The 13,382-nt window shown below is 71.1% G+C and carries 11 protein-coding genes; 5 read left to right on the top strand and 6 right to left on the bottom strand.

The window, feature by feature from the left end; all coding sequences use genetic code 11:
- Positions 1 to 101: 101 nt before the first annotated feature.
- Positions 102 to 728: a GTP-binding protein gene (locus OG322_RS39045; protein ID WP_405698635.1), complete on the bottom strand. Its 627-nt coding sequence runs from the start codon at positions 726 to 728 to the stop codon at positions 102 to 104.
- Positions 729 to 1,052: 324 nt separating this feature from the next.
- Between OG322_RS39045 and OG322_RS39040 the strand changes: the two genes are divergently transcribed.
- Both OG322_RS39040 and mgtA read left to right on the top strand, forming a co-directional pair.
- A complete protein-coding gene (locus OG322_RS39040; protein WP_123465672.1) occupies positions 1,053 to 1,418 on the top strand; it encodes an ArsR/SmtB family transcription factor in 366 nt (121 codons plus the stop codon).
- Positions 1,402 to 4,131 (top strand): magnesium-translocating P-type ATPase, encoded by a 2,730-nt coding sequence (mgtA, locus tag OG322_RS39035; protein ID WP_329307633.1) that lies wholly within the window; start codon positions 1,402 to 1,404, stop codon positions 4,129 to 4,131. Before OG322_RS39040 ends, mgtA begins: the two co-directional genes overlap by 17 nt.
- Positions 4,132 to 4,537: 406 nt before the next feature.
- Here the strand turns inward: mgtA and OG322_RS39030 are convergent, their stop codons facing one another.
- Positions 4,538 to 6,052 (bottom strand): LCP family protein, encoded by a 1,515-nt coding sequence (locus OG322_RS39030; protein ID WP_443066581.1) that lies wholly within the window; start codon positions 6,050 to 6,052, stop codon positions 4,538 to 4,540.
- 167 nt (positions 6,053 to 6,219) lie between these two features.
- Between OG322_RS39030 and tatA the strand changes: the two genes are divergently transcribed.
- Both tatA and OG322_RS39020 read left to right on the top strand, forming a co-directional pair.
- Entirely contained in the window at positions 6,220 to 6,384 is a 165-nt protein-coding gene (gene tatA, locus OG322_RS39025; protein WP_123466497.1) for a Sec-independent protein translocase subunit TatA, read from the top strand.
- A gap of 142 nt (positions 6,385 to 6,526) precedes the next feature.
- On the top strand, positions 6,527 to 7,102 hold the full coding sequence (locus tag OG322_RS39020; protein ID WP_123466495.1) for a TerD family protein: 576 nt from the start codon (positions 6,527 to 6,529) through the stop codon (positions 7,100 to 7,102).
- Positions 7,103 to 7,187: 85 nt separating this feature from the next.
- On the opposite strand, the gene OG322_RS39015 is transcribed toward OG322_RS39020, so the two are convergent.
- Positions 7,188 to 9,302: an MMPL family transporter gene (locus OG322_RS39015; RefSeq protein ID WP_185095527.1), complete on the bottom strand. Its 2,115-nt coding sequence runs from the start codon at positions 9,300 to 9,302 to the stop codon at positions 7,188 to 7,190.
- A gap of 81 nt (positions 9,303 to 9,383) precedes the next feature.
- Between OG322_RS39015 and OG322_RS39010 the strand changes: the two genes are divergently transcribed.
- Positions 9,384 to 9,893 carry a MarR family winged helix-turn-helix transcriptional regulator gene (locus tag OG322_RS39010; RefSeq protein ID WP_123465668.1) on the top strand — a complete coding sequence of 170 codons (510 nt, stop codon included), beginning with the start codon at positions 9,384 to 9,386 and terminating at the stop codon, positions 9,891 to 9,893.
- 26 nt (positions 9,894 to 9,919) lie between these two features.
- Here the strand turns inward: OG322_RS39010 and OG322_RS39005 are convergent, their stop codons facing one another.
- Genes OG322_RS39005 through OG322_RS38995 form a run of 3 tightly spaced genes read right to left on the bottom strand, consistent with a single transcriptional unit; the run spans position 9,920 to position 13,369 of the window.
- Positions 9,920 to 10,336 (bottom strand): DUF742 domain-containing protein, encoded by a 417-nt coding sequence (locus OG322_RS39005; RefSeq protein WP_329307632.1) that lies wholly within the window; start codon positions 10,334 to 10,336, stop codon positions 9,920 to 9,922.
- 16 nt (positions 10,337 to 10,352) lie between these two features.
- Positions 10,353 to 10,790 (bottom strand): roadblock/LC7 domain-containing protein, encoded by a 438-nt coding sequence (locus OG322_RS39000; protein WP_329307631.1) that lies wholly within the window; start codon positions 10,788 to 10,790, stop codon positions 10,353 to 10,355.
- Positions 10,787 to 13,369, bottom strand: a complete 2,583-nt coding sequence (locus OG322_RS38995) for a sensor histidine kinase (protein ID WP_329307630.1) — start codon at positions 13,367 to 13,369, stop codon at positions 10,787 to 10,789. Before OG322_RS38995 ends, OG322_RS39000 begins: the two co-directional genes overlap by 4 nt.
- Positions 13,370 to 13,382: the final 13 nt, after the last annotated feature.

Genomic DNA, 13,382 nt, shown 5'->3' with positions numbered 1-13,382 from the left:
ACGTTCCCCGTGTCCCACTTACGTGTAAGCCTTGCGCACCGGTCACGTACGGGCAAGCTCCCCTTCGCGGATCGGACAGGGCGGGATCAAGCCATGACTGCTCAGCTCACCGAGTCGAGGAGCCGGGCCGCGTGCATCCGGCCCGCGTACTCGACCATGCGGATCAGGACCTCCTTGCCGGAGTCCCGGTCGCGGGCGTCGCACAGCACCACGGGCGTTCCGGGGTCGAGATCGAGGGCGCGCGAGACGTCTGGTTCGCCGTACGAGCGCGCCCCCGCGAAGCAGTTGACCGCGACGACGAAGGGGATCCTGCGGTGCTCGAAGTAGTCGACGGCCGGAAAGCAGTCCTCCAGCCGTCGCGTGTCAGCCAGGACGACCGCGCCGAGGGCGCCCTGGGACAGCTCGTCCCAGAGGAACCAGAACCGGTCCTGTCCCGGCGTGCCGAACAGGTACAGCGAGAGGCCGGACCGGATGGTGATGCGTCCGAAGTCCATCGCGACGGTCGTCGTGGTCTTCCGGGCGACGCCGTCGGTGTCGTCGACCGACTGGCCGGCTTCACTGAGGAGCTCTTCCGTCCGCAGCGGCCGGATCTCGCTCACCGCGCCGACCAGGGTGGTCTTGCCGACCCCGAACCCTCCGGCGACCAAGATCTTCAGGGCCATGGCATCAGTCTGCGGGGCCGGACCGGCGGTCTGCTCACAGGTGCTGTCAGCATGCTCGGATGGCATCGATCACTTCTCTCGCCAGTGAGTCCCAAGATGTCGAATGCACAGCTCACGGCCATCTTGCGGTGTCTCGGATTCGGTGAGTCATCAGCAGGCGTACGGCGACAGCATGGCAAACAGGAACCGGGCCCGTGGAGTGCGATCACTTTCTTGGGCATGTGACTGTTTCAGGCCGTCCGCTGCCCGGAACAGTCCACATTCCGGTGCGATTGTCAGCTCCGCGATTGTTCCTGGCCGATGACGGCTCGCCCCGGAAGCTCTGCGTCCGGCGCCTACACTGGTCCCCTCGGGTGCGAGGAGTCGGCCCACGCGGACGGGAGTACGAGAGTGTCGACAGGTGCCGGCGGCGGTTTCCAGGATCCGCCCGCGGAGGTGCTGGCCCAGGCGGCTGCCGCCTTCGGTCTGCTGGCGACGCCTGCCCGGCTGCACATCGTGTGGGCGCTGGCGCAGGGCGAGAGCGATGTGACGGGCCTCGCGGAGCGGGTGGGCGGCACGCTGCCATCGGTGAGCCAGCATCTGACGAAGCTGAAGCTGGCCGGTCTCGTCCGCTCCCGGCGCGAGGGCCGCCGGCAGGTGTACCTGGTCGACGATCCCGGTGTGGTGACGGTCGTGAGGCTCATGGTCGGCCAGCTCGCGGAGCGGGCCGGGTACCCGGCCGGGCAACCGGTACGTCTCCATGAGCTCGGTGCCTGAGAACGCTGCCGCGGCGGGGACGGGCGACCGCTCGGCCGTCGTCGTACCGATGCCCGGCGCCACCGCCGGCCCCCCAGCGGCCGCGCGGCCGCCCGCCGCACCGACCTCGCTCCAGGTCCTGCGTTCGCTGGACAGCGGGCCGCGGGGGCTGCTGGAGGCGGAGGCGGACGAGCGGCTGACCCGGTTCGGCGAGAACATCCTGCCCGCCTGGCGGCCGGTCCCCTGGCCGCTGCGCTTCCTGCGCACCCTGCGGGACCCCTTCACTTCCGTACTGTTCTGCCTCGGGCTGGTGTCGGCCGCGGTGAACGCGTGGGGTACGGCGTCCGTGACGCTGGTGCTCGTGGTGGTCAGCTGTGTGCTGCGGTCCGCGGAGGAGCACCGGGCCGACCGGGCAACGGCCGCGCTGCGCGAGCTGGTCGCGACGACCGCGACGGCGCTGCGGCGCAGCGGCCCCGACGCGGCGCCACAGGCCCGCGACATACCGGTCGGTGAACTCGTGCCGGGTGACGTGATCAGGCTCGGTCCCGGAGACCTCGTACCGGCCGATGTGCAGTTGCTGCGCGCGAGCGGCCTCACCGTGCACCAGTCCGCCCTCACCGGGGAGTCGGCGCCCGTCGGGAAACATCCCGCGGACGCCGGACAGCGGGAAGGGGCCGCCGCCGCGCTGCACAGCGTTCCCGACGCAGGGGCGGGCGTGTTCGCCCAGCGTCAGCTGTGCTTCCAGGGCAGCAGTGTGGCGTCCGGCAGCGGAACGGCGGTCGTGGTCGCGACCGGCGGGGACACCCGGTTCGCCGCCGCCTACGACCGGTCGGCACACCGCCGCGGCGCCAGTGCGTTCGACCGGTCGGTGCAGGGGATCTCCTGGACCTTGATCCGGTTCATGCTGCTCACCCCGCCGCTGGTCCTGATGGCCAATGCCGCGCTGCGCGGGCGGGGGCTGGAGACCCTGCCGTTCGCCGTCGCGGTGGCGGTGGGGCTGACGCCCGAAATGCTGCCGGTCATCGTGACCACGGCGCTGGCCCGGGGTGCTTCGCAGCTCGCACGGAACAGCGGGGTGATCGTCAAGCGGCTGCCCGCGCTGCACGACCTGGGCGCGATCGACGTGCTCTGCCTGGACAAGACCGGCACCCTCACCCAGGACCGGCCCGTCGTCGACCGCTCACTGGACCGGACGGGGAACCCCGATCCTGAGGCGCTGCACTGGGCGGCGGTGAATGCGCTGTGGACGCTCCAGCTCGCCGACCTGCCGGCGCCGGATGCCCTCGACGAGGCGGTGCTGGACGCCTCCGAGCAGCAGGAGGGCCCGCTGTCCGGTCTGGGCGGCGGGACCCCTCGTACCGCTGTCGGGTCGTACGACGCGGTGGCCGCACTGCCCTTCGATCCGGTGCGGCGTCTTTCCACCGCGGTCGTCCGGCTCCCCGGCGGGTTCGGCACTCATGTGCTGGTGACCAAGGGGTCGGTGGAGGCCGTCCTGGAACGGTGCGACCTGGACCCCGAGGAGCGGGAGCGACTGGCCGTCGTGGCGGCGCGCGAGGCCGCCGAAGGGCTGCGGCTGCTCGCCGTCGCCCGTACCGAGCGGCCCGCACGACTCGGTACGTACACGCCGGCGGACGAACACGGACTGGCGTTTCTCGGCTTCGTGGCCCTGCGGGACGCGCTCACGCCGAGCGCTGCGGACGCGCTGGAGGTGCTGACACGCCGGGGTGTCGCCGTGAAGGTGCTCACCGGGGACCATCCGGGCACGGCGGCCCGTGCCTGCCGGGACCTCGGACTGGATCCGGGGCAGGTCGTCTCCGCCGAGGAGGTCGACGCACTGTCCGAGCCGGAGCTCGCCCGCGCGGCCGACCGGGCCACCGTCTTTGCCCGCTGCACCCCTGGCCACAAGGCCCGGATCGTCGCCGCGCTGCGTACCTCGGGGCACACCACGGGATTCCTCGGTGACGGTGTCAACGACCTGCCCGCCCTGCACGCCGCCGATGTGGGCATCTGCCCGCGCAATGCGGTCGACGTGGTGCGGGAGACCGCCGATGTCGTCCTGGCCGAGAAGGACCTCGGTGCCATGGACCACGCGATCACCGCGGGCCGGCGCAGCACCGGCAACATCGCCACGTATCTGCGCATCACGCTCTCCTCGAATCTCGGAAACGTGATCGCGATGCTGGCGGCCGGTCTGCTGCTGCCCTTCCTGCCGATGCTTCCGGCGCAGGTCCTGGTCCAGAACCTCTGTTTCGACGCGGCGCAGCTCGCTTTCGCGTTCGACCGTCCCGCGTCCTCGGTACTGCGGCGGCCGACGGAGCTGCGCCCGCGGGACTTCCTCCGGTTCATCACCGGATTCGGGCTGCTGAACGCCGCCGCCGACCTGGCGACCTTCGCCGTGCTGGCCCTTGCTCTGCACGATTCCCGGTCGGACGGCCAGGCAGCCTTCCACTCCGGATGGTTCACCGAGAACCTCCTCACCCAGGCCCTGGTGATGCTGCTGCTGCGCACCGGCCGGCGTGCCGCCAAGGACCGCACAGGCGGACCACTGCGGGCGGCCGCGGCCGGTCTGGCGGTCGTCGGTGTCCTGCTGCCGCTCACCCCGCTCGGCCCGCCGCTGGGCATGAGCGCACTGCCGCCGCTCTACTACCTGTTGCTCGCCAGCGTCCTCGCGCTGTACGCATACGGCCTCGCAGCGGCGCGCAACCGCTACGAACGGAAACACGGGCTTTCATGACCACGGCGAGCGCCGACCGCGCGGGAACCGCTCACGGCCGGCCGGTGCGGGTACGGTACGCCACGCTCGACGACGTTCCGGCGCCGGTGCGGATGCGCGCGCTGATGCTGTTCGCATGGGGATCGACACCTGTGACGACAACGCTCCCTGGCGCGCCGCCTCGGCGCAGAGCGGGCGTGTGTCCCATGTGAGCACCGATCCGCGGCGGCGCCGGCCCGGCCGCGCCCGGGCGTGCCTCGGCGCACTGCTCGGCTGGTTCGAGCAGGAGACACGTGTGACGGTGGTCGATCTCTCTACCGCGAGGGACGGGGCCGGACTGTACGAGTCGTTCGGGTACGCGCCGCCCCGGCGCCCCTCGTTGCAGCTGCGGACGGCCGGGCCGTCGGCTGAGCCGTCCGCGGCCGGCTCAGCCGTACGAGAGGTCGCTGCACGGGTCGTCGTCGGCCGAACGGGCCTCGTCGGCGACGGCGGACGGTACGGCATCGGGCGTCGGTTCCGCAGGGGCGGCCGAGGGGTTCGCTGCGTAGTCGCTGCCGACGATCACCTGGATTCCGGCGTCTGCCGACTCCGTGGTCCGCGCTCCCGCGAAGAGCCGGGCCGTGGTCTCGGCCTTGTCCCGGAGGCCGGGCCCGTAGGTGACGAGGGTGCGGGTCTGGTCCTGGGAGTTCGCGGTGGCCGTGCCGGTGACGGTGAAGCCGTGCGAGCGAAGGAGCTCCGCCGCCCCGGCCGCGAGTCCGGTCACGGTGGTCCCGTTGTACACGGCTACGTCGATGCCCGCGCCGGAGACGGGAGTGGCGGGAGAGGCCGACGCCCCGCCGGACGCGCCCGAGTCGCCGCTCCCCCTTTTGCCGGCGGCGTTCTGGCCGTCGAGTGTGCGGTCGGCCTTGAGGGACGCCCACAGCGCGCCGGCGTCCGGTTCCACGATCGCGACGCGGGCGCCCTGGTAGCGCCAGGGGATGGTGACGAACTTCGTGTTGTGCAGGTCAACGTTCTTCATCGACATGGCGAACGACAGCAGCCGGTCGGCCGATCCGAGCCCCGGGTCCACGGTCATCGCGTCGGTAGCCGCATTGGCGAGCGGCAGCAGGGTGGTCGGGTTCAGGCCACGTGACTTGACCTGCTTCACGAGGGAGCCGACGAAGGCCTGCTGCCGCTTGATGCGCCCTATGTCGGATCCGTCGCCGATGCCGTGCCGGATCCGTACGTAGTCCAGTGCCCGCTGTCCGGAGACCGACTGCGGGCCCTTGCTGAAGATCAGGGACCCCCGGGTGGCTCGCTTGGGATTCAGATCGCGCTGGTAGATGTCCTGCGGCAGACAGACGGGCACCCCTCCGACGGCCGAGGTCAGCGCGGAGAAGCCGGCGAAGTCCACCACGATGGTGTGGTCGACACGCAGACCGGTGAGGTGCTCGACCGTGTTCTGGGTGCAGGCGGGATTGCCTTCGGCCGTCTCGCCCACCGAGAACGCCCCGTTGAAGATGGTGTTGTGCTGCGGGGCCGTCCAGCTCCCGTCGGGCTTCTTGCAGGCCGGGATGTCGACCAGTGTGTCGCGGGGTATGGACACGGCGACGGCGTGCTTGTGGTCGGCGTAGACATGGAGCAGGAACGCGGTGTCGGAGCGCCCGACGTCGCCCGTGCCACCGCCGAGCCCGCTGTTGGCACCCGATCGTGAGTCCGACCCGATGACGAGGACGTTCTGCCCTTCGGACGTGTCGGGCGGCCGGTCTCCGGAGACTCCGTCGGCGCTGAATGTGTCGATGCTGCCGGTCAGTTTGAGGTACCCCCAGCCGACTCCGGCGACCAGCAGCACGAGGAATGAGAGCCCGAACAGGGCTGTCCGCCGCAAACGGCTCCTGCGCCCCCCTGCAGCTGCCCCTTTGTGACTGCCTGCCATTGTCCACCCCGTTCGTCCGGCTTCCATGGAGTCGGACTCGCACCGCGCACGCATGGTTGTACAGTTGCGCAATGTAGCAAGTGTTTCTGTCCGGATGGATCACCGGACCCGTCCATCGTCGGTCCGATCCACTGTTCACAAACGCCTGCCGGAAACATTGACCGGAAGACACCCGAAGAAAGGGCGTGAAGCGCATGCTGCGCAACGGCCTCGAACCCTGGCACCTGTTGATCGTCGCGATCGTCGTGCTGGTGCTGTTCGGCTCGAAGAAACTGCCGGACACCGCCCGCGCCCTGGGCAAATCCATGCGGATCCTGAAGAGTGAGGCGAAGGCCATGAAGGAGGAGACGCCTCAGTGAGCGGCGCGGCCGCGGGTTCTGCGCCGGCTCGCCACTTCATGGCTTGCGCAATCAGGGAACCGCAGGGGAAGAGCCGTCGTTCAACTCGGTGACGGCCGAAGAAGTGCTGATCAACGGATCACTGGATCATTGGAGGAAGTTCATGGGTGTGACCCTGGCCAAGGGCGGCAACGTCTCCTTGTCGAAGGAGGCGCCCGGCCTGACCGCGGTGACGGTCGGCCTGGGCTGGGACGTACGGACGACGACGGGCGCCGATCACGACCTCGACGCCAGCGCGCTGCTGTGCTCGGACACCGGCAAGGTGCTCTCCGACCTGCACTTCGTCTTCTACAACAACCTCAACAGCCCGGACGGTTCCGTCCAGCACACCGGTGACAATCTGACGGGTGAGGGCGAGGGCGACGACGAGTCCATCAATGTGGACCTGGCAGGCGTCCCGGCGGATGTCGCGAAGATCGTCTTCCCGGTCTCCATCCATGACGCGCAGAGCCGGGGGCAGAGTTTCGGCCAGGTGCGCAACGCGTTCATCCGTGTGGTGAACCAGGCCAACGGGGTGGAGCTTGCCCGCTACGACCTGAGCGAGGACGCGTCGACGGAGACGGCGATGGTGTTCGGCGAGCTGTACCGGCACGGAGCGGAGTGGAAGTTCCGCGCGGTCGGGCAGGGGTACGCCTCCGGCCTGGCGGGTATCGCGTCCGACTACGGCGTCAACGTCTGACCTCTTCTTCAGCACGGTGACCGGATGTGTACGGGTCCCGGTCCGCACTCCGGCGTACGGAGTACGGACCGGGACCCGTTCCGTTTCACCGGAGTCCGGCGGCTCCCCGCGTCTTCGTCCCGCGGTGACTGATCGCGCTGGGCCACCAGGCCTTCGGGCCGATGTCCACGACCAGCGCCGGCGCGAGCAGTGAACGCACCACCAGGGTGTCCAGGAGCACGCCGAAGGCCACGATGAAGGCGATCTGAGCGAGGAAGGCCAGCGGAATGACGATCAGCGCGGCGAACGTGGCGGCCAGCACCACCCCCGCCGAGGTGATCACCCCGCCCGTACTGACCAGTCCACGCAGCACGCCCTGCCGGGCCCCGTGCACCAACGCCTCTTCCCGGACACGCGACATCAGGAAGATGTTGTAGTCCACGCCGAGCGCCACCAGGAACACGAACCCGTACAGCGGCACGGAGGCATCCGTGCCGCTGAACCCGAAGGCGTGCTTGAAGACCAGCGACGAAACGCCCAGGGTCGCCAGGAAGTTGAGGCCCACGGTGGCCACCAGCAGGACCGGGATCAGCACGGATCGCAGCAGCCCCATCAGGATCACCAGAATGATGACGAGCACCACCGGCACGATGACGCCCCGGTCGCGCCCGGCTGTCTGCTGGGTGTCGTACTGCTGCGCGGTGTATCCGCCGACGAGCGCGTCGGCTCCCGGGATCGCATGCACGGCGGTGCGCAGGCGCTGGATCGTGGCCTTGGCCGCATCGCTGTCCGCGGCGTCCGTCAGCGTCGCGTCGATGCGCACGCGGCCGTCCACCACGACGGGCGGCCCGCCGCCCGGCCGTCCGGAAGCCGTCACAGGTACCGCGGAGGCGACGCCTCGCGTGCCCTCGGCCGCAACGGTCACCTCGGCGGCACGGGCGCTGTCAGCGACGACGACGGCGGGGTTGCCCGATCCGCCCGGGAAGTGCTTCCCCAGGGTGGCCTGCGCCGAGACGGACGGGGCGTCGTTCACGAAGATCTCGTCCAGCGGCACGCCCTGCGACTTCAGCGTGGGCGCGAACGCCGCGCAGGCGACGAGGACCAGGGAGGTGGAGATCCAGACCTTGCGCGGAGTGCGGTCGACTCGGGCCGCGACCCGTCGCCAGATGCCGTGTCCCCCGGCCGCCTCGTCAGCCGGGCGCGGTTTCGCCGGCCAGTAGGCGGCCCGGCCGCACAGGACCAGTGCCGCCGGCAGGAAGGTCAGTGTGCTCAGCACCGCGCAGACGATGCCGATGGCCCCCACCGGGCCGAGCGCCCGGTTGTTCGTCAGATCGCTCAGCAGCAGGGCGAGCAGGCCGAGCGCCACGGTTGCGGCGCTCGCGGTGATGGCCCCGAAGGAGCGGCGCAGCGCGGCGACGGCCGCGGCCGTACGGTCGCCGTGCCGGGTGAGCTCCTCGCGGAAGCGTGCGGTGAGCAGCAGCGCGTAGTCGGTGGCCGCGCCGATCACCAGAATCGACAGAATGCCCTGGACCTGGCCGTCCACGCGTACGACGTCGTGGTCCGCGAGGACGTAGACGATCGCGCAGGCGAGTCCGAGCGCGAGGACGGAGCTGAAGATGATCAGGAACGGCAGCAGCAGGCTTCGGTAGACGAGAAGCAGGATCACCAGCACCGCGGCGAGTGCGACGCCCAGCAGCAGCCCGTCGATCCCGGCGAAGGCGTCCTTGAGGTCGGCCTGACTGGCCGCGGGGCCGGCGATTCCTGCCGTGGCGCCGGCCACCGAACCGGCTGCCTCACGTACCCGGTCGAGCGTGCCGGGCAGTGCGTCGCCCAGGTCGGAGCTGAGTTGTACGACGCCGGAGAGCGCTTCGCCGTCCTCGGAAGGCAGTGCGGGCGAAGGCGTTCCGACGACTCCCGGCACCCCGGCCAGGGATGCGAGTGCCCGGGTGGACGCGGCCCGCGCGCCCGCCGGGAGCGGACCCCCCTCGCTTGTCCAGACGACGATCGCGGGTACGGTCCCGGACCGCTGGAACTCCTTCTGGGCCTCGGACACCTTCGTCGACTCCGCACTGCGCGGCAGGAACGCGGCCTGGTCGTTCGTGGACACCTCGCCGAGCTTTCCGGCGTACGGGCCCAGCGTCCCGCCGATGCCGAGCCAGACGACGAGCAGGGCCACGGGCACCAGCCAACGGACGATTCGGTGCCGCGGTACGGGCTTCATTGCTTCCCCAGGGGTCGGTGCACGGTCATCATCTCTCGATCATCAACTATCTCAATGATTGAGAGATATTACTCTGGGGGTATGCGCACCGCAGACAGAGGCCCGGACAGAGGCATGGATGACGGACCCACCGGGCTCCAGACGTTCGCGGTGCTGTTGCGCCGGATGAACAGCGAGTTCAATCGCATCGCCCATGAGTTCGCCCAGTCCCAGGGCCTGCACCCCACGGATGTCCAGGCCCTCATCGCGATCCTCGACGCCGAGCGCACCGGGACGGGGGCGGCCATGACTCCGGGGAGGCTGCGTGAACAGCTCGACCTCACCTCAGGAGCGGTGACTGCGTGTCTGGACCGCCTGGAGCGCGCGGGGCACATCCGGCGGGTCCGGGACAACAGCGACCGCCGGGTGGTGCATCTGCACTACGCCGCCGCGGCGAAGGCGGTGGCCCGCGACTTCTTCATGCCGCTGGCGGACAGCACGGACTCGGCCCGGCGCCAGTTCGACGAGGCCGAACTGGCAGTCGTGGTGCGCTTCCTGGACGCCATGAACGACGAGCTGGCCCAGTTGCGCAAGGATGGGCGGCAGCCCTGAACGAGGGCGTCCTCGTCGGTCGGTGCTCAGAGTGCCCGCAGGCCGGTGATGACCTCGCGGATGATGCGTTCGTCGGGCAGCTGGGCAGGCGGCACGGGGCGGCTGACCCGCACGTAACCCGCTTCGAGTAGGTCGCCGAGGAGCACCCGCACGACGCCGACCGGCAGATCGGCGTCGGCGGAGAGTTCCGCGACCGACTGCGTTTCGGTCCGGCAGAGGGTCAGCAAGGTCCGGTGCTCGGGCCCGAGCAGCGCGTCCTCGGAACTTCCGGACACGGTGTCCTCGTAGGTGACCAGCGCGATCAGGTCGAATTGTGCGCCGCCCGGCCCCGGTTCCGTCCGGCCGCCGGTCATGGCGTACGGACGGACCAGCGGGCCCGCTTCGGCGTCGTACCACTGGCTGCCGGGCAGTTCGTACGGGTCGGGGGCGTCGGTACCGGACACGGTGTCCCAGCCCCCTTCAGCCGGCTGCCGACGGGGCTCCGGCGAACCGCGCCGGAGTACGCAGGTGCTCGCCCACCCGGCTGACGAGCCGGGCCATCTCGTAGGCGACCAGGCCGATGTCGGCGAACGCCGTACTGAACACGGCGAGGCAGGACCCCTCCCCCGCCGCGGCGACGAACAGGAACCCCTCGTCCATCTCGACCATCGTCCGGCGTACGTCTCCGGCCCGGAAGTGGCGTCCGGCACCCTTGGCGAGACTGTGGAATCCGGAGGCGACCGCGGCCAGGTGTTCGGCGTCCTCGCGGCTGAGCCCGCTGGACGCGCCCACCGCGAGCCCGTCGCCGGACAGCACGACGGCGTGCCGTACCTCGCCGGCTCGCGCCACCAGATCGTCCAGCAGCCAGTCCAGTTCGCCGGAACGGCCGCGCAGCCCGGTCCTCTCGTTCGCGATCATGCAGGGTCTCCTTCGGTGGGCGGGCGGGGTTCGGTGATGCTCGGTCGCAGCCCTGGTGCGTCCGGGCCGGAGGTGTTGCCGCGTACCCAGCCGGTCCGGTAGGCGGTCATCCGGTCCCGGGCCTGTTCGGGCGTGCGCCCGGCGGATATGTCCTCGGCCCCGCCGCCCGGCAGGGGTGGTTCGGGCCTTGGTTCCTCGCGCAGTTGCGGTACGAGGCTGGCCTGGCGCACCCGGCGGGGCAGGGCGTCGTCCTCGCTACGTTGCCCGTCCACAGGCAGGGCATCGCCCGCGTTGTCCACCCGGTCGGGCCGTCGGCGCAAGGCGGTCACCCGGGCTTCCGGGCCCGATAGGGACTCCAGCGCGGGAACCGCGACGGGCGCCGGAAAGGCTGCGGTCCGGGCCTGTTCCGGCCGGGGGCCCGGGGAGCAGCGGAAGGGAGTCTCCTCATGCTCCTCCCGGCTCCCGGCCGGGGTCTTCTGCGGTGCCGCCTGCTCCCCGGCAGACGGCAGCGCGCTCTGCAGCAGTGCCGTCGGCAGCAGGACAACCGCCGTGGTGCCGCCGTACGGCGAGGTGCGCAGCCGGACCTTGATCCGGTGGCGCACGGCGAGCCGGCTGACGACGAACAGGCCGAGCCGGTCGCCGTCGAAGAGGTCGAGCGCCTCGGACTGCTCGATGCGCCGGTTGGCCGCGCCGAGGAGTTCGGGGCCCATACCGAGACCGCGGTCCTCGATCTCCAGCGCATAGCCGTTGCCGACGGGTTCGCCGGTGATGTGCACCTTGGTGTGCGGCGGTGAGAACTGTGCGGCGTTCTCGACCAGTTCGGCGAGCAGATGGGTGAGGTCGGCGACGGCCGTACCCCTCACCGCTCCGTCGGGCAGCCGCCGGACATCCACCCTGGCGTAGTCCTCGATCTCGGAGACGGCGGCCCGCACGACGTCGGTCAGGGACACGGGCATGCGCCACGCCCGTCCAGGGGCGGCGCCGGACAGGATGATCAGGCTCTCGGCGTGCCGGCGCATCCGGGTGGTGAGGTGGTCGAGGCGGAAGAGGTCACTCAGCTCGTCGGGGTCGTCGGCCCGGCGCTCCATGCTGTCCAGGAGGTTGAGCTGACGGTGGACCAGCACCTGGCTGCGGCGGGCGAGGTTGACGAAGACACCGGAGATCCCGTCCGCGAGTTCGGCCCGCTCGACAGCGGCGCCCAGGGCCGCCCGGTGGACGGTGCCGAGAGCCTCGCCGACCTGCCCGATCTCATCGTGCGACGCGGCCCGCGGCGGGGCCTCGGCCCCGATGTCGAGCTCCTCGCCGGCACGCAGCCGCTGCATCGCCAGGGGCAGTTTGCGACGGGCGATCTCCAGGGCGCTGTTGCGGAGGCTGACCAGTTCCACGACGAGCCCGCGACCGATGCGTACCGAGATCACGAGGGAGGCGGCGACAGCGACGCAGCCGAAGACCACGGCAGCCCCGGACGGGCTGAGCAGCCCGTGGGCGAGCGGGTCGGCGCGGTCTGCGGCTCGTTCTCCGGCTCCGGTGCCGATGCGGCGCAGTTCGCTCCGTACATCGGCTGAGGCCTGCTGCCAGTCGCCGGCGGGCACGGCACGGGCCGCCTCCCGGCCGGGTGCGGCGGCGAGCACCTTGTCCTCGGCCGCCTGGATCGTACGGTAGGCGGGGCGGGCGGTGAACCCCTTCCATGCGGTGCGTTCGGTGGCGGGGAGATCGGCGCCCGCCGTCTCGGTGAGGCTGCGCCGGGTGGCCACCGCCCCGGTGAACAGCCGCAGCGGCCGGTCCTTCAGGGTGCCGGAGCGCCCGGCCGCGGTCAGCAGTGCGTCCTCGCGGGCCAGCATCTCGTCGGCGCGGGCGAGTTCGAGCAGGACTCGGGCATCGGATCCCAGGGCGTCGTCCTGTATGCCGGTGAGGGCGCCGGAGACGGCGAAGGCGGCGGTGACGGTCTCTGTGTACCGGTCGTACACGGCTCCCTCGTCGCCTCCGGTGCCGCGCCCGCCGGCTGCGCCTGCGCCGGGACGAAGCTCCTTGGCAAGGTCCAGGAAGCGGTCGAGGCGGCCGGCGACGCCGCCACGGAGGCTGCCCGTGTCGGCGATGGTGTGGCCGTCGTCGAGCCGCAGGGCTGCGAGTGCCGTGCCGGTGCGCCGGGCCCGCTTCTCCAGTACGGCGGTGTGCGTGCTGCTGGGGTCCGTCGCCCGGAGCATGGCCGCTGCCCGTTCGTCCTGCAGAGCGGCGACCGCGGCCGCCACAGGCGCCCTGATCTCCTCGTCGACCCGCTGCAACTGGCGCAGTCTCGCGATGTCCTGGGCCGTGGACACCGTGGCGAAACCCCACAGCGCGAGGAGTGAGACAACCGGCACCGTGAGCAGCGAGATGATCTTCGCGCGGACTGTCCTGGGGCGCAGCGACCGGCGTCCGCGTGGCACGGACAAGGAGTCGGCCGGCCCTGGTCCGCTGTGCTCGGCACTCTCGTCGGCCGGTGGTCCGGCGTGCGCGCGCCGCCCTCGGGCGGGCACCGGCGGGGTGCCGGGCGGGGGGTCGGCGGCACCGGTGTCCGGGGTCGTGCGGGGTGGGCGCATGGCCTCCTCGTTC

This window comes from Streptomyces sp. NBC_01260, assembly GCF_036226405.1.
Taxonomy (GTDB): domain Bacteria; phylum Actinomycetota; class Actinomycetes; order Streptomycetales; family Streptomycetaceae; genus Streptomyces; species Streptomyces laculatispora.
Note: the sequence above shows the minus strand (reverse complement) of the source record. Positions and strands in the feature narration are given on the sequence as shown.